We start from the raw sequence: 19,606 nt of genomic DNA, 5'->3' as shown, positions 1-19,606 counted from the left end.
TGCCGCAAAGCACCCTACAGCTAATAAGATCAAGATGGTGCGTTAACAAAGTAACGCACCTTACAAAAACGTAGCTGAATCGACCCTAAAATCTATCGCAACATTTTAGCTGTGTCAGTCCACCACACTGTCTAAGCGGTGAAGTAGTCGAAAGAAAGAGTGTAGTTAGTGGGGTCGCCATTAACTTGATAAGCTTGCAGAAAATAGCTACCCGCAGTATCCACCTGAACAGTATCAGTTTTAGTACCAAGAAATGTAGAACTGACCAGTACATCTTTAGCATCGATGATGCCATTTTTGTTGCCGTCTGCAATCAGTCGAATATCAACATTACCATCTACTGGTTTTAAACTAATTTTGGCACTTTCCGATTTGTCAAGAGAGAAGGCGAAGATATCAGAAGCATCGTTGTTACTGATGTTGGCATTAACGACAAAGCTGCTTGATAAATTTCCTAATGGAATTTCGTTCAGTAAAAGATTGCTGGGATTAGCAGTTGATAAAGATAGTTTGTAAGAAACATCACCTAAACTATCGTCTCCACGACTAACTTCTGCAAAGTAAGTACCTGCAACTAATTCAGAAACGTTAATCGAGTCATCGACATTGGTTCTGCGAACGGCGGTTGAAATAAATACATCATCTGATGTCGGTTCAAAGGAACCGTCGCCGTCGTCACGGAAAAGTCTGAGATTGGCATCATCACCATCGCTGATGTTGGTCAAAGCTAGGTTGATATTACCAGTACTCTTGGTATTGAACACATAGATGTCACTAGGTTCTGCTTCACTAAGAGTATTATTTTTGGCAACAGGTGTAGCATTTAAGTTGCCAAGATTGATAGAATCCGTTTTTTCTCCTATAGTCGGTACAGCACCGGGTTTAGTGAAGTAGTCGAACTCCAGGTTATATTTAACGGCATCAGCATCAGTTTGATAAACCTGGAGCAGGTATTTACCGGGATCGTTGACTTGGATAGTATCTTTCTGCGTACCCAGTTTCTTGGAACTATCAACAACTTCTCCTGCATCAACTATGTCATTGCCGTTACTGTCTGCAATCAATCGGATGTCAGCATTACCGCCTCCTGGTTTCAAGCTAATATTGGTACCTTCAAACTTATCTAGAGAGAAGGCATAAACATCGGCTGTGTCGCTGTTACCGACATTACCAATAAAAGTTTGGCTAGACGATAAGCTTCCGACTTGGAACTCGATTGGTAAAAGGTTGCTGGGATCAGTGTTCGATAAGGATAGGCTGTAAGACGCATCGCCGACACTGCCTAAATCAAAACGACCAACTTCTAAGAAATAAGTACCTTTCGGTTGTTCAGCAACATTAATAGAGTCGTCTTGATTGCTGGGACGAGGGCCACTAGCGATGTAGATATCACCTGATGTTGGTTCAAAGATACCGTCGCCGTCGTCTCTAAACAGTTGCACATCAATATCATCACCAGCACTGATGTTAGTCAAGGCGATATTGATATTACTGGCGGTTGTATTGTTAAATACGAAAACATCGCTGGGGCTTGCTCCTGTCAAAGTTCCACTACGAACTATGGGTGTTTTGTCTAAATTACCTATGGCGAGGGGAGATTTAACGAAACTGAACTGGTTTGCATCACTCAGGCTCACTTTCGGTAGAGATATTCCTTGTAAAATACCAATCAGTTCTTTGGTGACGGAATCGTTGAAGAATATTGCTGTGCCAGATGGTAGTCCGATGGGAGATGAACCTAAGAAATAATCACTGGATGAGCCGGATAGTTGGATTTTATCTACTCCACGATTAAAGCTGTTATTAACTAATCCAAAGTCTTTAATGAGAGCATAATCTTTGGTTCCCTGAGATTTACCATTGCCGTCGTTGTAATAAACGACGTTGGCGTTGTCTATCACATCTCCCAAGACAAATACGTCATCGTTTTGACCACCTGTTAAGCTATCAATCTCACCTTGACCATAATTGAGGTTTGGCAGAAAAGGATCAACACCAATCAAGCGATCGCTTCCTATTCCACCAGCTAAAGAGTCATTGCCACCACCACCAATGACTACATCTGCCCCATTATTACCTTTAACAACGTCATCTCCAATACCACCAAAGACTATATCATCCCCATTTCCACCTTCGAGCGAGTCGTTACCGATATCGCCATTGAGTTGGTCTTTGCCTTCTCCACCACTAAGTTGATCGTCTCCATCTCCAGCAAACAATCGATCATCCCCTTTGCCACCTTTGAGAATGTCGTTGCCAAATCCCCCACTAGTTAAGTCTCCAATGAGAGTGTCATTTCCATCATCACCAAATAGTTGATCATCACCATCTTCGCCAGTAATGGTGTCATTATCAGAGCCTCCATAAAGAGAGTCATTTCCCGTACCACCGATGAGTATGTCAACTCCTGCGTCTCCATAAACTAGGTCATCACCAGACCCAGCAATGATCCCGTCGTCACCATCACCACCACGAACTGTATCGTTGCCACCTAGAGCCACGATCGTATCGTTGCCGCCTAATCCCAAAATTTCATCTGCATCATTAGTTCCAAGCAGGGCGTCGTTGTTAGATGTGCCGGTTATGGTTCTTACCATGTCTTTTTTCCTGTTTGATTGTGGGCTATATACAAACTCTTTCGGTATTGCATATTTGCGGGATGATCTAATTGGTTTTGTGGGATGGGCGTCTCGCCCGTCCCTTGTATTTTCAGGCGGGCTTTCCGGCCCACCCCACAAGAATCATCCCTAAATTCAGCAATACCACTCTTTTGAGAAGCTAAAGGTCGTTCGCTTCTCAATTGTCAAATTTTGACTTGAATGCAGACACGTATTTTGCTATTGCAAGTATCCACCAAGCGAGTGCTGAAGCTCTAAAGAGCCAGTCGCATAGCGAAATCTTCGTTGTTTCTGCTCTCTCCTAGAAGGCTACGGTGTATACACAAGTCTTAGAACTTTCTACAGGCGCTGCATAGTTGTGGGATGGCTCGGAAAACCCGTTCCTCATATTTTCAGGCGGGCTTTCCGGCCCACCCCACAAGAATCATCCCTTGATTCAGCAACCCCCTTCTACAAAACCAACTAGTTATAGAAATGTGCGTACAACGTGGCCTCGGAGGAAAGAGAAGTTGGATGGCTAAATGGTCTTTAATACAGACCCTGTGGTACTTTCCTATCGGGTTATAGGATGGAGGCAAAGAGTGCGCGAAACTATTAAACAACAATCACAAAGCTTAAAGATATCAGCATTTTGAATTCCGCGAATGTTTGAGTTTGGAATCTCCAATAAATTAATTACACAGAGAAGGACATAATTTATCTGCACAGATAAAAAACTTCAATCCGAAATTTTTTCGCATATCTGTACACTACTCACGGAAACATCGGTTCTTCTACTGATAGTAGAGAAGCATAAATCAAGAACTATTTGGACATTAATTGTGAAACTTTAAACGCAAAACAGCAAAACAATGAAAACACTATTAGCCAACGAAGACAATGTGTAACAATCTGTTGTTAACAATTGCCATGTAATCGATTTTCCAGAAATTGTTTCAGTCTAAACTTGAACCTACAGCATATAAGGCAAGATCCTAAATATAGCTGCATTTACTTAAGATTTGTTACGAAGCAAACTAGAGCATTGATGAAACCCAATCAAGGGATTTTGAATAACCATAACCTAGATATGACGGGGGTTTTGGCTACTTTGTTCTTAATAGTTGGGGAGTCTTTTAATTCAACTCTTTGGCTATATAGTTGAGCAATTTAGCTGTGCTTTAATTTTCTATTTCAGCATAACCCTTTTTTGGAACTTTTATGTCATTTTTTGGTTTTTTGGTTTGACATCCTAAATTAAGCTTCCAAAATATCTTAACTGAAAATTTGTGCAAAAGATAGAACTTGTACAAGAGATTTTAACTTGCGATCGCTCTGCTCCTTAAAGTTACGGCACTCATGTGTTCGTAGATTTCGCTAAATTCTTCATTCACCCAGGACAGATAAGCGATCGCTGCCTGTTTACTATAATTAGGTACTAAGAAATCTTCAATTGCATAATCTCCCAAATAGCGATTGTGTTCTAGCAAACAAATAAGTTCAGGCCAATTTACCATTCCCACTGTGACAGCTGCCCATTCCCAAGACCAGCCTTGTTCGCCAGCAAACCAAGACATATTTTTCACATGCACATTATCAATATGAGAACGAATTAACTTCAATCCAAATTCCCAATCTTCTTTACCTTCGACCATCATATTGGCGGGGTCAAAAGTAATCCCGATGCATTTGGGGTCAAGTCCGTAGGTTAACATGTAGGCGCTGCTAAAACTACTCATCACCGTCCCCCAATGTAGTTCCAGTAATATCTTGACTCCTGCTTTTTCAGCTTTGTACTCCAATTTATGTAGTGTCTTTTTTAAAGTCTCCATCAACTCCATTGGTTCGCGGTCTGCTTCAAACGAAGGAATGATTTCCTTGACATTGGCCTGACGCGCTACGGATGCACAACAGCTCTTGGGTAGAACTAATCTGGCTTTTGGTATACCCATTCTCTGACAGCATTCGAGTAACTGGTCTACAGATTTTTCATCCTCCACAGGGATATAGGTGTTGAGGACTGGTACTGATAGACCTGATCGTTCTATTTTCCGCCGGATAAAAGCACCTGCACCACTCAGCTCTTGCAAGCTTTTGTGGTAATTGTCGCTGACTCGCAACTCAATTCCTTGATAACCGGATACAGAAGCGATATCAATGACATCCTCGAAGGAAAATTTGGGTAAAACAGCTGTACATAAGTTGAGATTTAAAGACATAGGGAACCTCTTGTGTTGAAAATGATTGCTGACAGGTATAAGGATGATAATTTAGCTGAGAAATCTTGCTAAATCGACCTCGATAAATTCGGCTCGCTGAAATTTGTCGCGTAGATGATAAGGTACTGTGCAATCGAAAATTGTCTTGCAGGAGATGCCTTCGGCGGTAATTGAGGGACTGAATTCTGGTGATTGTGATGGATCTAGGGGGTGACAGCGGACGCCAGGAATGAAGATAGTACTCACATCTCCTTGGTAGCGGGTGGTCATTGCCCACAGGACATCGTTAGTGTCAAAGATGTTGACATCTTCGTCTACTAAGATGATGTGTTTGAGTTCTGAGAAGGCAGCAAAGGCGGTTAATGCTGCTTGCCTTTGACGACCTTCATCTCGAATCGAAGATTTGCGAAATTGGAGGATGGCAAGATATTTGCCACCACCAGCCGAATGAGCATAGACGTTGAGTAGCCGTCCTGGCATACTGTTTTCTACCAATCGGAAGATGCTAGCTTCGGTAGGAATCCCAGCTAAATTGGTATGTTCTTCTCCAGGCCCGATGATGGTTTGCAAAATCGGCTTGTGTCGGTGGGTGACGGCTTTGACTCGAATGATTGGGAGGGCGGCTTGGGCTTTGCCTAAATAGCCAGGGAATTCTGGCATGGCATAGCCAGTGTTGGTATGGATGTCTTCGCGTATGCGTTCTTGAGGAAGTATTTCTCCTTCGATCACAATTTCGGCATGAGCGATCGCTTTGGCTGCAACACTAACGCAATCGACTAGTTCTATAGGGCGTTGGCGTAATCCTCCAGCAATGGTGAGTTCGTCAAAACCCAAGGGAGTTGTCGGTGGCTCGAAGCAAGCCGCAAGGTAAACGGCAGGATCTAAGCCCATGCTGATTGAAATCGGTAATGGCTTACCCAAGCGTTCGGCTTTGATCCGAAATTGATCGATGTGCCGTCCTGGTACAAAGTAAACGCTGAGTAAGTCCGGCCCTTGGACGCATAGCCGATGAATGGTAACGTCTGCCTCCTTTGTTTCTGGATCTTCTGCCCGCAATAAACCCAGATTAAAATACGGGCCGGCATCCTGGAGGGTATTGGTTGGAGCTGGAATTAATTTACGCAGATCTAGATCTGGCGAGTGATGGATTACTTGTTGACAAGGTGCTTGGGATTGAGGAATTACTACTGGGGCGATCGCCTGATTCAGAGCTCTCAGCAGTTCAAACGGTAAACGCTCAACCGAACTATTTAATAGTAGTGCAGTTCTCTCTCGGCTGGCTAGCACCCCGGTAACTACCTGCATATCGTAACCTTTGACGTTTTCAAATAACATCGCGGGCCCAATACGGGTTGGTGGTGCCACTGGGATTCCAGCCCCGATGAGCTTGTACACACCCGCTAGTTCTGCATGGGGATCTACTGGTTCCCTCGTGGTTAGGAGTTGATTAGGTATCGTAGAGAGATAACTTAAGGCTGAACGCAAATCTACAATATCTTTTGCTAATGTGCAGCGTGTTTGCAGATCGAGCATATTTGTATCTCCATTTTAGTGCTGATAGTCTAAATGCAAACTAATTAAGCAAAAAAAATCGTTTTTAAATTAGTTTAAACTTAGACTTTCAACATATAAGCATACAAGACATAACTTCAAAACCAAGGTATTTTAGGCCACAAAAAATCAAAAATCTGAAAAAATTATTAATTTTTTGTGGCTTTAGCTTAGATCTAGCCGATATCTTAAGCTCACGACATCTATCTTGAGATAGATAACGAATGAGTGTTATTTTTCTCTTGATTATGATAACCATCAGCATATCAGAACAAAGGATATTTAGCTGAAAAGTTTGAATTAGAACTAATTGCGTTAGGATATAGAACAACTATCAATCTTGATTCGATACAGCAACGTGAAATCAGAAAAGTCTGCAAACGAGCCAAAATCCCAAACGGCAGCAAAAGAATCTTTCATACCAACGATGAGAGAGCTAGTTCGAGCCTACCAAGGCTTGACAAGCTACTCTAATGAACACATCCGCAACCAAGGACTAACCCCATCCCAGTTTGAAATTCTCAGTACTTTAGGCAATACACAAGGTCAGGGTATGCCGTTTAATAAACTTGTAGAAGAAACTGCGATCGCCAAAGCAACGCTGACAGGAGTCATTGATCGCTTAGAGCAAAAAGGTTTAGTCAGGCGCGAAGTACCAGTTGACGACCGACGTAGTTTTATCGCTGTACTCACTCCAGAAGGTGAGCGGGTCTTTAACCAAACTTTTCCCGCTCACATCTACCATCTCCAACAGCGCTTTAAAAAGCTCAATAGGCAAGAGTTAGAGCAGATTCGAGCTGCTTTGAAAAAACTACGGGAGCTGTTCTAAAAAATATTTTTACTCAAACTGTTTACATTCAAACAGTTCTTGTGGTAAGTTTTTAGTGTACTGGTTAAAACAAACAAAAAGCCAACATTCAAGTAACATCATGAGCTTTTTCGCAGATAAATAAAATTTGTTTGTTTCAGTACAGTTTGCTCAAGTACTAAAGCGTGTATGGTGGGATATAGCTCATCATCAAGTCAACTATGACCAAGCAAGCGAAAGGAACAACTCAGACTGCAACACAAACCGCAGCGTCAGAAGAATTCATGCCCATTATGCGCGAACTGGCTAGAGCTTATCAAGCTTTTACCAATTACTCTGATGCTCATGTGCGGACATTAGGTTTGACGCCTGCCCAGTTCGACATTATTAGTACCTTGGGTAACACTTCAGGTATGAGCATGAATAAGCTGGCAGAGAAAACGTTAATTACCAAAGGTACCCTCACTGGAATTATTGATCGTTTGGAACAAAAGGGTCTAGTGCGGCGAGAAGTGCCTTCTGATAATCGACGTAGTTTCACCGTCATTCTCACCCCAGCTGGAGAGTGGGCCTTTGAGCAATTTTTTCCAGCCCATATTGCCTATCTCAAAGAGCGGTTTGTGCGGTTAGACTCGCAGGAACTAGAGCAAATTCAATTAGCATTGAAGAAGCTCAGAGAAGTTTTTTAGCTTCATTTTCTTGAATCCCAGTGTAAATTTCATCGCCGCGCCACAAGTCTTGAGTGGCGCACTGATGGGAATAGCAGCACCATCTAAGTTTTAGATTACAAGCTTGCACCCAAACTAAGTTGTGATGTGTTCAACCACATCGCATTCGCGCATCATCTGTTCTGAATTTCAATAACTTTGGGAGTAGCAGCAATTCATATCTCGTAGCCGTTTTCAATTAAGTGAAGTTTGCGAAAGCGCTAGGGATGAGCAAGGGAGGTAGCACTTCGACTACGCTCAGTGACCGGGGAGGCAGGGGGACAAATAACAAATATCTATTCCCCATTCCCAATTCCCTAATTCCACTTCACTCAACTGAGAACCGCTATCGGGTTGATTCGGGTGGTTCTTAATTAAATCTTGACTCTGCTTTTACTTATCTTGCTAGACCATCATTTGTGTTTACAGCACAAACAGATTGTCGTGCTTGATTTTATCAAAGCTAGCTGAAGTCTACAGAATTTTTACAACCTATTTAACTTGGAGCTACTAACATGACTGTATCACTTGTCAGACCATATCAAAAGCTTGAGCGAAAGGTAGATAATCACTACACACTAGAGCAACAAAGCTTAGTACCTCTGGCTCTTTTACAACAAATGTCGGAGGATTTTGAAAAAATTCGCGTTTTTGATCAATCTACGATCAATTTGCAGCAAGGGTTTAGTCAGATATATCGCAAGTTGATTCCACGCTGGCACTTTGCCATGCTCAATGATGTTGAACGCAACGAAGCGTTTGAGACTGCGATTAAACTTGCAATGTATCCAGGTTGCACAGTCTTAGATGTGGGAGCAGGTTCTGGATTATTGGCGATGATGGCTGCTCGTCATGGAGCTGGTTCTGTGACATCATGCGAAATGCTCCAACCGATCGCACATTTGGCTAAAAAGATTGTCGCTCTCAACGGGTTTGAAGATCAAATCAAAATTATCGCCAAAAAGTCAGATGATTTGATAGTTGGTGTGGATTTAGCTAAACGAGCAGAGATTTTAATCACTGAAACTGTAGATTGCGGGCTTCTTGGCGAAGGCATAATCCCTATTATTCGTCATGCTCGACAATCACTACTGGTTCCAGATGCCAGAATTGTTCCTGCGAAAGCAGTCGTGAAGTTTAGCTTGTTAGAAAGTAGCGAAATACATCATCTTAACTTCGCATCTGACGCTGTTAACTTTGATGTTTCCATGTTCAATTCCTTCTCTACAGTTGGGTATTTTCCAGTCCGACTATGGATTTGGCCGCATCAGTTGCTCAGTCAACCCAAAACTGCATTTGAATTTGATTTCCAAGTTGATTCATTAAATCCACGTCAGGAAGAAATATGTGTCAGAGCCGAACAAAGCGGAACTGTTCACGGTGTAGTTTTTTGGTTTGAGTTGGATTTAGGTAATGGAGTGATCTTGAATAATGCTGTAGATAATCCCAAATCTCATTGGATGCAAGCAGTGCAATGCTTTGAAAGACCTATTAATGTTCAGCAAGGTGATTTGTTGGAATTAATGGTTAGACAAAGTGATACCAATATTGATTTCCAAGTTGTCTAAGCGCTTTTTTGTAAAAATTGTCATTTGTAGTTTTTAAACACTCATGACTAATGACAACCATCAGTGAATATGCAACTTAAATGCATAACATCTGAGCGCATTTGCCCAGTTAACAAACTAGTTAGTTACTTCAATTTAGGTAAGGTACATCATGAAAACAGCAACTGCAATCTCTCAAGAAACCTCCACTGGGTTAAACATTTTCGATTACGAATACTTCAAATCGTGCTTAATTGAATACGGCAAATGTAACCTCTTTAAAGATACAGAGGAATGGGTGTTAGATGATAACCCTTACCGCCGAACCCTACGCCCTCATATTTTCCATCATTTGGATTTTTCTCAACCTTTAAATCGTCAAAATTTGCTCACCTACAACAGTTTGACTGCTAACCGCACCTTGTTGACTGTGTATGAAAGCAATTTTGTGTTTCTACCAAAACATGATTTTTCTGAGAAACGCAAAGATTTTGAAAAGTTCTATGACTCCCGATTGCAAACACTAGGGTCTATAATTCAACCTTGGTTAGAGCAATACATTTTCTCATTCCTCGATACCGAGGTGACAGTAACAGGTAATTGGACTGCTACCGCTGTAGAAGAGTATTTCAATGAATACATTGAAACAGTCAAGAACACAGAAAGTAGTTTGGTGATGGAAACTATTGAAAACTCAATAGATCCTGTCCATGCGGCTAAAACATTTTTGATTCAATTAGCTGGTGATTTCTTAGTTGAATCCTCAGCAATGTCTAGGAATATTTTAGGTTCCTTTGGCTCTTTGCAATCTGAGTTATTTAAACTTGTGATTGATGAATACGGTTATGGTGTTCATCAAACCAAACATAGCAGATTGTTTGAAGAGACTTTAGAAAGTGTGGGATTAGAATCAACACCACATACTTACTGGCAGTTTTATCTCACATCTTCATTGATGTTAAATAACTACTTCAATTATATCTGCGCTGACCACTCTAAGTTTTTCCGTTACTTGGGAGCAATTTTTTACGCAGAGACGAGCTTTATTAAGTCCTGCGAACTAATGGCTAAAACACTGAAGAAAGTTTTTGGCTCGACCATTAATAATCGCTACTTCCTCGAACACGTTCATATCGACCATCATCACAGTCGCATGGTGTTGGATAAGATGATTAAACCTGCGATCGCTAAATATGGAGAGAAAATCATTCCTGAAATCGTGCGCGGTTTTGAAGAAGCTAAGCTAATCACCGAAATTGCCGATCAAGATTTCATCGACCAAGTGCATTGGGCTGACGAAGGAGCCAAGTACAAAGCCTTAGCACAACCCGTCTACGCCAAAATTCAGGATGGTAGCATCAATCCCAAGATGCAACAGTTTATCGAACCCCGTGGAGAGTTGTCAGTCACTCACGTCCATGACGGTGACGAGCTTTGTTACATTGAGTCTGGCGTGCTACATTTTGTAACTGGCAATAATCGCTACACAGTCCTCAATGCTGGTGAAGGTACAGTTATTCAACGCAATCGTTTACACGGTGCAATCATTGATTCCGAAGAATGCGTGTATAACATCTATTCAATTGGAGACTACAAAAAATGCCTATCATAAAATTTGATCCGCGACAATCAAATTTTTTGATTCATGGCGATCGCCGCTATTTTCTCACAACGATTGACGGTAGTGCATTCTTAGTGGTAGATAAATGTCCTCACAGAGGGGGGCCATTACATCTAGGCTACTTAAATTGTCGAAAGAATGCGATCGTTTGTCCCTGGCACGACTCCAGTGTTTCAATTCATCGCCTACAGCAACTCGCTATACCCTTAATTTGGCGTCACGATGTTGTAGTCGCCATTCTACCAGGGTCAGAGACAACACCCGTCATATTCAAACATCGCAACCTTCTGGCTACTCCAGAGATTTCAACTCAGGATACGCTCAAAGTTGTTTAATTTGCTTAATTTTGGGGAATGGGGAATTGGGAATTGGTGTTTGTTTTTTCTCCCTCATTCCTAGCCCCTAACCCCTAGTCCCTTCTACTATCTTTTGGAGGCATTCATTGTGCAAAAATTTAATTTCTGCAAATCTTTACTAACTTTTTCTCTAGTAGGATTTTTGGGAACTTTAACAGTTGTCAATACTCTTAATCACAAATCATCAGCAACTATTCCCACATCTGATGTCAAAAGTGTTACTAAAAAGCAATTACCTGCAACAGAAATCCCTACTCTTTATGTAGAGAGTGATGGGCAGAAATTTGCATATCGCACAATTGGTAATGGTCGCCCACTCCTACTGATTCAAAGACTCAGAGGAAATATGGATGACTGGGATCCTCTGTTTATAGAACGTTTAGCACAAAAACATCGTGTAATTATCTTCAACAATAGTGGTATTAGTTCGTCTACTGGAAAAGTTGCAACTACAATCACGCAAATGGCAGATGATACACAACGTTTCGTCAAAGCTTTAGGATATGAACAAGTAGACGTGCTTGGTTGGTCACTAGGCGGAATGGTGGCTCAGGCGATGACGGTTAAATATCCAAAACTTGTACGTCGTGTTGTGTTGGTTGCATCTACACCACCAGGAAATCCAGAATTTGTAGCTGTATCTAAGAAATTTAAAGATGTAGCTGTCAAACAAAAGTATACGAATGAAGACCATTTAGAGATGTTTTTTGCAAACTCTAAAACCAGTAGAAATCTAGGTTTAGCATCTTTGCAAAGAATCAAACAGAGAACAACAAATCTTGACCCAGATGTTAAGACAAAAGCTTGGCAAACACAGTTCGGTGCTGCTGTCGGTTGGTTCGAGAACAAAGAAAACTATTTCGATAAATTAAAGCTCGTTCAACAGCCTGTTTTGATTGCAACAGGTAAGGATGATATTGCTCTACCAATTCAAAATTCTTATGTGCTGGAACGGGAAATACCTAATGCTAAATTAATTATTTACCCAGACTCTGCACATGGTTTTCATCATCAGTTTCCTGTAGAGTTTGGAGATGCTGTAAATGCTTTTCTGGGACAGGAGTAGACTGACGTAATAATTCTCTAAAACTCTGATTACTCTGCGTTCTTGGCACGGCAGTCGCTACAAGTCCGCCCAACGCACTGCCTTGTCTTGGCGGTTTGAAGATAACGAACCGCCAAGAGAACAGATGTACAGAGAATTTCACAAATGATTTGGAATTAGTGTATGAAAATATTGAATCGCCTTTGGTGGGCAGGATTTTGTCTTTGTCTGCGTTGTCGTCCTCGCGAGATTCTGACTCAAGGTAAGGGTATGCCGAGAATACAACAAAATCAAACAGGAGGAATAAATGGCTAGGCTAGCGAAAACATTAACAGTTGGACAGGCGATCGCTCTAGCTATTACTACTATTGTTGGTAGTGGTTTATTAGTTCTGCCTGGCTTGGCTTATCAACAAGTGGGTGGTGCTGCGGTGTATGCTTGGCTACTCAATGCCTTGTTGGTTGTGCCATTACTGGTGACTTTTGCACATCTAGGAGCAAATTTCCCCACGGCTGGGGGTGTTGCTGGGTTTGTGCAAGCCGCTTTCTCTCGACCGGTGGCGGCGGCGACTGAGGCTTTGCTGTTGGGGACTTTCTTGATGGGTGGCCCGGCGATCGCGATTACGGGTGGTAACTATTTTGCTGCCGCAGTTGGCGGAGGACGAGTTGTGACTTTGTTGGCTTCGCTGGCAATCATTGCCTTTGCAGGGGTGGTGAATTACCAAGGTGTGAAAGTCTCAGGTCGCATCCAGCAGTTTTTAGCTTTCTCTCTGGTTGGATTGCTGGGTGTGGCAGCGATCGCAACTTTATTATTGGGGAATAAAAATGCAGGCACAGGTATAGTCCCTTTATCAGAGTTGAATACTGCATTTTCGGTTTTGGATACTATTTTCTTTGCCTTCACTGGCTTTGAGATGCTGTCATTCACCGCTGAAGAATACCGCAATCCCAAGCGGGATTTTCCCATCGCTGTGGGTGTGAGTTTCATTATTGTGGTGGCGCTCTATATTATTATTGCTTTGGCTGTCCAGTTGACCTTATCGCCTAATGACGCGAGTCTGGCAACCGCGCCCATCGTCTCAATGCTCACTTCTATATTTGGTAAAGCCAGTGGTCAATTAGTTGCCATGATCGGGGTGGTAATCATTACCACAAATTTAATTGGGGGAAGTTGGGCTGCATCTCGTTTAGTATTTGCCTCTGCCCGTGAAGGACTTCTACCACAGCGACTTAGTAAAATTGAAACGCGCTCTCAAATACCCCGTGTTGCAGTTACTTTAACAATGGTAACTTTTGCGATCGCTACGGGATTAAATTTTTTGGGAATACTGCCTTTGAGCCTACTGTTTGGGTTAGCTGGTCAAGGCTTTTTCGCAGTCAACGCCCTCAGCGTCATTGCCTATCTGAAATTAACTCATAAATGGTGGCAAAGGTTGCTTGGTTGCTTCACCTTAGTTTTAGTCGTTGCAGTCATGGGTACCTTTGGCGGGGGTTTGGTGTTCGTACTTGGCTTGATGGTCTTGGGTTTTATAGGCAACAAAGCACGTCAGAAATCGACAAGAGGTATTATTGGTGCAACATCAAAATAGCTCTACATATGCTGATTCTGGATTAGAAAATCAGTTAATTGAGGCTCGAAAAAGTGGTTTGTTATTTATCGAGCAAATAAGATCACGTCAGCTAATTCAAGCCGGATTTCAAACTGAGTTAGTGCAAAGGGCAATTTACGAATTGGCTGCCCAAATACTTTATCCCCCAGGACAAAAACCACGATTTTGGCACAGACAAATTTTGCGTGCGGGTGCAGACACTATTTACCCTTACTGTGTCAAAACTAGGAACAATTTAATTCAGCCGGGGGATATTGTTTTTGTTGACTTGGGGCCTGTTTTAAGCATAGGCACAGAGGTGGATCTTGGACGTAGCCTTATAGTGCCAGAACCAAATATTGATCCGGAAAAATTGAGGATTTGTGATGACTGTGAGCGTCTATTTGTCAAGGGTAAAACCTACTATCTCCAAAATCAGCACATGACTGGTAGGCAACTGTATGAACACATGCAGTATCTAGCAGAAGAATATGGTTGGAAGTTAAGTTCACAAAGGCACTCAGGTCATTTAATCGGGATTTTTCCCCATGAACAAATCCTTGGAGATACTGAGTTTGACTATATCTGTCCTGAAAACACAAAACCAATGAGCGCTCTTGATAGATTTGGTCATCAACGCTATTGGATACTTGAGGTACACTTGATTCATCCTCAAAATCTCTTTGGAGCTTTTTACGAAGATTTGCTCATTGACACTCCCCACGCCTAAAGGCGGGGGATTCCAGCGTCACTGACGCTCCTTGCTTTTACTGAACTTGCGTCCAACAAAAGTAGAGGGAACATCTCGACTGGCGTTACTTTGGGGATGCCCTCCCCTAGCGTTTACACGACTTAAGATTACTTTGGCTGCATTCACATCACGTTGTTCGATGTGCCCGCAATGTGAACAAGAATGAGTTCTAGTGCTAAGTGATTTGTAGACTCTAGCACCACAACGACTACATTCTTGGCTAGTGAAATGTGAAGGGAGAGCAATTATTTCTCTTCCAAACTTTTCTCCAAAGTATTCGAGCCACTGACGGAAGTTGTACCAAGAAGCATCAGAAATACTCTTAGCAAGTTTGTGGTTTCTCACCAAGCCGGAAATATTTAAATCTTCCAAGACGACCTTAGCGTTAGCTAGGCATAAGTTACGCGCTATTCTTTTAGCGTGTTCGTTCCTTTGTCGAGTTACTTTTAAATGTTTCCGAGCATAAACACCACGCGCTTTTCTTCTGCCAGACGCCCCCTTTTTCTTTTTGTAAATCTTGCGTTGTACCCGTTTGATATCTTTCTCGGATTTCCTGAGATATCGCGGGTTTTCTTCATGGTTGCCATTGCTATCAGAGTAGAAGTATTCCAAGCCCACATCAATACCAATCTCAGATGTAGTTATTGGTGCATCTTGTTGGCTATCAACCTTCACGCAGAACTGAACGTAATAACCATCGGCACGCCGCACAATCCGAACTCGTTTAATTAGTTCAACAGGGTATTGATGGACATCCCATTTACCCAATAGTTTAAGTTCACCAATACCTTTTTTATCGGTAAAAGTAATACGACGTTTTAATGAGTGCAGCTTCCAAGATTGCTACTTATACTCAACTGAACGACTATTTTTTTTGAACCTGGGGTAGCCTTTCTTCCCCGGTTTTTTAGCTTTGCAGTTGCTAAAAAATCTGTTGATAGCACGTTCTACATTTTCTACTGCTGCTTGACAAGCATGGCTACTTAGATTTCTGGCAAATTCAAATTCTGCTCTTAATTGAGTGTTGTACTGGTATAGTTCTTTTTTACCCACACCGCGATTATCCATACAATATCTAAGTACTTTGTTACGAATAAATTGACTAGTACGAATAGCCTCATCTATGGCTTTTGTTTGGGCTTTTTTGACAACTGCTTTGTATTCCAATACCAACACTCTTAATCACCTCCTGGTAGTTGTTTATTAGTTCTCTTTATCCTTTCATATATATACAGTACAGCAAACTTCTATTTCGGGAAATGACTGAAAAATTTAAATCCAACAATAATGTTGTTTACTCTTGCAAATATCATGTAATTTTTTGCCCCAAATATAGGCGAAAAGTCTTGGTTAATGCGATTGCATCTAGGCTCAAAGAGTTGCTTGCTCAAATAGCTATTGAGATTAAAGTTGAAATCTTGGAAATGGAAATAATGCCTGACCATGTACATCTTTTAATAGATATTGATCCTCAATTTGGAGTCCACCGAGTTGTAAAGAGATTTAATGGTACAACATCTAGATATTTGCGTTTAGAATTTCCAGAATTAAAAAGTCGCTTACCTTCCTTATGGACTAACTCGTACTTTGTTTCAACAGTAGGAGGTGCGCCATTAGACGTAGTTAAAATGTACATTCAAAACCAAAAGGAAACTTGACGGCGAATTTATTCGCCCGCGCCGGGCTAGCCCCCATAAATAGAATTTAGGGGCTAGCCCGGCGCGGATAACCAGGTCTGTGAATCCTTACGTTTTAGTCGTTAATCGCTCCTCTAACCAAAATTACCGTACTATCTACACCCGAAGCGATCGCTTCGGGAATATTACCTTGAATTGCTTGCTGTAATAAGCCTTCACGAGAAGCACCCAAAACTACAACATCGTAATTTTCTCTGTTCACTAAATTAATTACACCCTCAGCAACTGAGTCAGCCTGAACAGGAATAGCAATTACAGTGCTGGACAATTGACGACGACGCATTAATTGGCGGATAGCCTGTTCTAAAACTGTCATGTCTGGCTTGAACTCAGACCGCTTAAACACCTGTGTTAGACGAATTTGAGGATTATTACCCAATGTGACTAAAGCAGGTAGCAATTTAATCGCTGTCCGCGCATTAGGGCCGCCAGCCATCGGTACTAACCAACGGTTGAATTGGAGAGGGGGGGATGAGGAAGACGCGGAGAGGGGGAGAGGGGGGGATGAGGAAGACGTGGAGAGTGGGGGAGGGGGGGACGCGGAGATGGAATTTGTCCCCGCGTCCCCCTTCGGGTTCGCAGTCGCCTGCTCCGGGAAACCCTCCCGCGTCCCCGCGTCCCCGCGTCCCCGCGTCCCCACGTCCCCGCGTCCCCGCGTCCCCGCGTCCCCGCGTCCCCGCGTCCCCGCGTCCTCTTTCTCGTTCCTCATTCCCCTTTTACCCAATTTCACCAAAACAACCTCGCAGGTGGCTTGGCGGATAACTGTGTCTACAACATTGCCGAAAATCCGTCCGGGGGTGGATGTGTTACCTTTCCATCCCATGAGGATGATGTCGATGTGTTGTTCGGTGATTGTTTCTAGAATGGCTTGGGCAATATCGTGAGTCACCCGAATTTGGGTATGTAGGGGAATTTGCCACTTTTTTGCTAAAATTTCAGCTTGGCGTAATAAACGACGGCTTTCTGCTGTCTTGACTTGGGTTTCAGATGGAGAAGCGTGGCGCGATACTAAAATTATTTGGATGCACTCTACTTCATAGTGGCGATCGCGGGCAATAGCTGTGGCCATTTGTAGGAGGATGTTTGCTGTTTCTGGATTGGCTACTGGTATTAATAATTTACCTCTACCAATGCTGGGCGATCGCGTCTGATACACTACATATGAGGGTTCTGCTCGTGCTTTGGGAACCCCATCTTGACAATTTAAGTGGTTAGCTTCCGCCCTGATAATATCAGCACGGGTAATAATCCCAATCAGTTTGCGTCCGTCTACTACTGGTAAGCGACTAATTTGATGACGGTCAAGCAAATACAATACATTGCTGAGGGTATGGATTGGTGATACCGTCATCGGCACAGGTGTCATAATTTCTCGCAGGAAAATATCACTGGATAAATTGCGATCGCGAATTTTCAATAAATCTGATTGCGTGACAATTCCTACTAGCCGATTCTCTTCTACCACAGGGAAACCGCGATGGTGAGAACGAGCGAAAGCTTGCATGGCTTCATCTAGTGTAATCTCTGCATCTAATGTTTCTACCCGCTCTTGCATGACATCTTTGGCTGTTAATTTACTTAATATTCCTTCTATAGCAACTTCTTTGGTAAGGGTGATGCCGTTTAGTTGCAAAAGTTTTTCATAAAGCGAACCAGGCATGACTTTATCTGCAACCAAGTAAGATGTGACAGCTACAATCATCAAAGGTAGTACCAGATTGAAATCTGTGGTCATCTCAAACACAATGACGATCGCTGTGATTGGTACTTTGGAAACGGCGCTAAAAAATCCACCCATTCCTGCTAGAGCATAGGTGCTAGGGGAACCTACCCCCAGCAGAGAGAATGCACCCACACCAACTATGTGTCCTAAACAAGAACCCAAAATCAAACTGGGAGCAAATAACCCTCCAGGGGCACCGGAACCGAATGCGATTAATGTGAGGAGAAACTGAGCCATAAAAGCGATCGCCGCGATCACCGGACGTGCTTCACCAGTAATCAAATACTCACGCAAACCAGTATTATCACGGAAAGAAACAGGCAGCATGGACACGATAATACCAGACAAAAAGCCCGCTAATGCCACTCGCAAAGGTAAACTAATGTGTAGATTTTTGTAAAATTTAATACTAAAAATGATGCCGTGATTAAATAATGCACCGAGAAATCCTGCTAGGATGCCCAATAGTAAGAAAAAGGGGATTTCGGGGATAGAGAACTTGCTTAAAGACTGTGTAAATTCCAGATTTAAGTTGAAACTGCCACCACCTAAAAGCCGGGAAATTACGCCGCCAATAAACGAGGCGATGATGGCTGTCCCTAGTGTAATGCCCGATAAATCTTGGAGTAATTCTTCCACGATAAATAATACACCGGCAAGCGGGGCATTAAAAGCAGCCGCCAAGCCAGCGCCAGCGCCAGCGGCAATCATTTGCCGTCGATGATCTGGGGATGTGGGCACCCAGCGACTCAACCCTGCTGCTAAGCCCGCCCCTACTTGGACAGTGGGGCCTTGTCTTCCGAGAGTCATTCCTGAACCCAGCAAGATAATGGCACTGAGTAACTTCACCCCGGCCACACGCCAGGATAATCTCAGTGGCACATTGGCGAGAGTAGCTTTGACTTGTGGGATACCGCTGCCTGCGGCTTCTGGTGCTAACCTCTGTACCAGCCAGCCAGCTAAAAATCCTAATCCCATCCCAACTACTGGCAGAGCGAACCAAGCCGGAAAAACTTGGGAACTGTGAACTCGCCATGTTCCCAGCCATCCCGATCCTACCTTGAGGAACACCGCAGACAAAGCAGCAACAACACCGATCACAGAAGCCTCGGCGATCGCTAAACCTTTTCTCGGCTGCCACCAAATGCGAAAGCGCTGAGCCATAGTGAGGACTGGGGAGTGGGGAGTGGGGAGTGGGGATTGGGGACTGGGGATTGGGGATTGGGGATTGGGGACTGGGGACTGGGGACTGGGGATTGGGGCAGGCAGAGAAAGGACAAAGGACAAAAAACAAATGACAATTCCCAATTCCCCAATAACGAATTACGAATTACGAATTATGTTAGCGAGTCCTCGATAGCGTTAGCGTTAGCGAAGCGGTAGCGAGTCCTCGAGC

The 19,606-nt window shown here is 43.0% G+C and carries 14 protein-coding genes and 1 pseudogene; 10 read left to right on the top strand and 5 right to left on the bottom strand.

The window, feature by feature from the left end; genetic code table 11:
• Positions 1–131: 131 nt before the first annotated feature.
• The 3 genes from AC5JMF_RS13200 to AC5JMF_RS13190 form a co-directional block, all read right to left on the bottom strand.
• Complete coding sequence (locus AC5JMF_RS13200; RefSeq protein WP_495796178.1) at positions 132–2,597, bottom strand: calcium-binding protein; 2,466 nt, start codon at positions 2,595–2,597, stop codon at positions 132–134.
• Between the two features lie 1,319 nt (positions 2,598–3,916).
• On the bottom strand, positions 3,917–4,816 hold the full coding sequence (locus tag AC5JMF_RS13195) for a sugar phosphate isomerase/epimerase family protein (protein ID WP_495796177.1): 900 nt from the start codon (positions 4,814–4,816) through the stop codon (positions 3,917–3,919).
• Between the two features lie 51 nt (positions 4,817–4,867).
• Positions 4,868–6,349: a UbiD family decarboxylase gene (locus AC5JMF_RS13190; RefSeq protein ID WP_495796176.1), complete on the bottom strand. Its 1,482-nt coding sequence runs from the start codon at positions 6,347–6,349 to the stop codon at positions 4,868–4,870.
• 376 nt (positions 6,350–6,725) lie between these two features.
• Between AC5JMF_RS13190 and AC5JMF_RS13185 the strand changes: the two genes are divergently transcribed.
• The 9 genes from AC5JMF_RS13185 (at position 6,726) to AC5JMF_RS13145 (ending at position 14,769) form a co-directional block, all read left to right on the top strand.
• Positions 6,726–7,196, top strand: coding sequence for a MarR family winged helix-turn-helix transcriptional regulator (locus AC5JMF_RS13185; RefSeq protein WP_495796175.1), 471 nt, complete (start codon positions 6,726–6,728; stop codon positions 7,194–7,196).
• A gap of 200 nt (positions 7,197–7,396) precedes the next feature.
• Positions 7,397–7,864 (top strand): MarR family winged helix-turn-helix transcriptional regulator, encoded by a 468-nt coding sequence (locus AC5JMF_RS13180; protein ID WP_495796174.1) that lies wholly within the window; start codon positions 7,397–7,399, stop codon positions 7,862–7,864.
• A gap of 533 nt (positions 7,865–8,397) precedes the next feature.
• The gene (locus AC5JMF_RS13175) at positions 8,398–9,450 is read left to right on the top strand and encodes a class I SAM-dependent methyltransferase (protein WP_495796173.1); all 1,053 of its coding nucleotides are present in this window, start codon (positions 8,398–8,400) and stop codon (positions 9,448–9,450) included.
• Positions 9,451–9,601: 151 nt separating this feature from the next.
• Entirely contained in the window at positions 9,602–11,041 is a 1,440-nt protein-coding gene (locus tag AC5JMF_RS13170) for an iron-containing redox enzyme family protein (protein WP_495796172.1), read from the top strand.
• Positions 11,029–11,385, top strand: coding sequence for a Rieske (2Fe-2S) protein (locus AC5JMF_RS13165; protein ID WP_495796171.1), 357 nt, complete (start codon positions 11,029–11,031; stop codon positions 11,383–11,385). Before AC5JMF_RS13170 ends, AC5JMF_RS13165 begins: the two co-directional genes overlap by 13 nt.
• 109 nt (positions 11,386–11,494) lie before the next feature.
• Positions 11,495–12,472 carry an alpha/beta fold hydrolase gene (locus AC5JMF_RS13160; protein ID WP_495796170.1) on the top strand — a complete coding sequence of 326 codons (978 nt, stop codon included), beginning with the start codon at positions 11,495–11,497 and terminating at the stop codon, positions 12,470–12,472.
• Between the two features lie 162 nt (positions 12,473–12,634).
• Positions 12,635–12,766 (top strand): hypothetical protein, encoded by a 132-nt coding sequence (locus AC5JMF_RS13155; protein ID WP_495796169.1) that lies wholly within the window; start codon positions 12,635–12,637, stop codon positions 12,764–12,766.
• Positions 12,759–14,039, top strand: coding sequence for an APC family permease (locus AC5JMF_RS13150; RefSeq protein ID WP_495796168.1), 1,281 nt, complete (start codon positions 12,759–12,761; stop codon positions 14,037–14,039). Before AC5JMF_RS13155 ends, AC5JMF_RS13150 begins: the two co-directional genes overlap by 8 nt.
• The gene (locus tag AC5JMF_RS13145; protein ID WP_495796167.1) at positions 14,023–14,769 is read left to right on the top strand and encodes a M24 family metallopeptidase; all 747 of its coding nucleotides are present in this window, start codon (positions 14,023–14,025) and stop codon (positions 14,767–14,769) included. Before AC5JMF_RS13150 ends, AC5JMF_RS13145 begins: the two co-directional genes overlap by 17 nt.
• 18 nt (positions 14,770–14,787) lie before the next feature.
• On the opposite strand, the pseudogene AC5JMF_RS13140 reads toward AC5JMF_RS13145, so the two are convergent.
• Positions 14,788–15,966, bottom strand: a pseudogene (locus tag AC5JMF_RS13140) (RNA-guided endonuclease InsQ/TnpB family protein).
• An 83-nt stretch (positions 15,967–16,049) separates the two neighbouring features.
• On the opposite strand from AC5JMF_RS13140, the gene tnpA reads away from it, so the two are divergent.
• On the top strand, positions 16,050–16,448 hold the full coding sequence (tnpA, locus tag AC5JMF_RS13135; protein ID WP_495796166.1) for an IS200/IS605 family transposase: 399 nt from the start codon (positions 16,050–16,052) through the stop codon (positions 16,446–16,448).
• A gap of 94 nt (positions 16,449–16,542) precedes the next feature.
• On the opposite strand, the gene AC5JMF_RS13130 is transcribed toward tnpA, so the two are convergent.
• Complete coding sequence (locus tag AC5JMF_RS13130) at positions 16,543–19,374, bottom strand: chloride channel protein (RefSeq protein WP_495796165.1); 2,832 nt, start codon at positions 19,372–19,374, stop codon at positions 16,543–16,545.
• Positions 19,375–19,606: the final 232 nt, after the last annotated feature.

This window comes from Desmonostoc vinosum (genome assembly GCF_059505385.1).
Note: the sequence above shows the minus strand (reverse complement) of the source record. Positions and strands in the feature narration are given on the sequence as shown.

What these genes read in the sequence shown, in the direction of transcription:
- AC5JMF_RS13200 (WP_495796178.1), bottom strand. Translation starts at nt 2,597, where the DNA reads ATGGTAAGAACCATAACCGGCACATCTAACAACGACGCCCTGCTTGGA.
- AC5JMF_RS13195 (WP_495796177.1), bottom strand. Translation starts at nt 4,816, where the DNA reads ATGTCTTTAAATCTCAACTTATGTACAGCTGTTTTACCCAAATTTTCC.
- AC5JMF_RS13190 (WP_495796176.1), bottom strand. Translation starts at nt 6,349, where the DNA reads ATGCTCGATCTGCAAACACGCTGCACATTAGCAAAAGATATTGTAGAT.
- AC5JMF_RS13180 (WP_495796174.1), top strand. Translation starts at nt 7,397, where the DNA reads ATGACCAAGCAAGCGAAAGGAACAACTCAGACTGCAACACAAACCGCA.
- AC5JMF_RS13175 (WP_495796173.1), top strand. Translation starts at nt 8,398, where the DNA reads ATGACTGTATCACTTGTCAGACCATATCAAAAGCTTGAGCGAAAGGTA.
- AC5JMF_RS13170 (WP_495796172.1), top strand. Translation starts at nt 9,602, where the DNA reads ATGAAAACAGCAACTGCAATCTCTCAAGAAACCTCCACTGGGTTAAAC.
- AC5JMF_RS13165 (WP_495796171.1), top strand. Translation starts at nt 11,029, where the DNA reads ATGCCTATCATAAAATTTGATCCGCGACAATCAAATTTTTTGATTCAT.
- AC5JMF_RS13155 (WP_495796169.1), top strand. Translation starts at nt 12,635, where the DNA reads ATGAAAATATTGAATCGCCTTTGGTGGGCAGGATTTTGTCTTTGTCTG.
- AC5JMF_RS13150 (WP_495796168.1), top strand. Translation starts at nt 12,759, where the DNA reads ATGGCTAGGCTAGCGAAAACATTAACAGTTGGACAGGCGATCGCTCTA.
- tnpA (WP_495796166.1), top strand. Translation starts at nt 16,050, where the DNA reads ATGACTGAAAAATTTAAATCCAACAATAATGTTGTTTACTCTTGCAAA.
- AC5JMF_RS13130 (WP_495796165.1), bottom strand. Translation starts at nt 19,374, where the DNA reads ATGGCTCAGCGCTTTCGCATTTGGTGGCAGCCGAGAAAAGGTTTAGCG.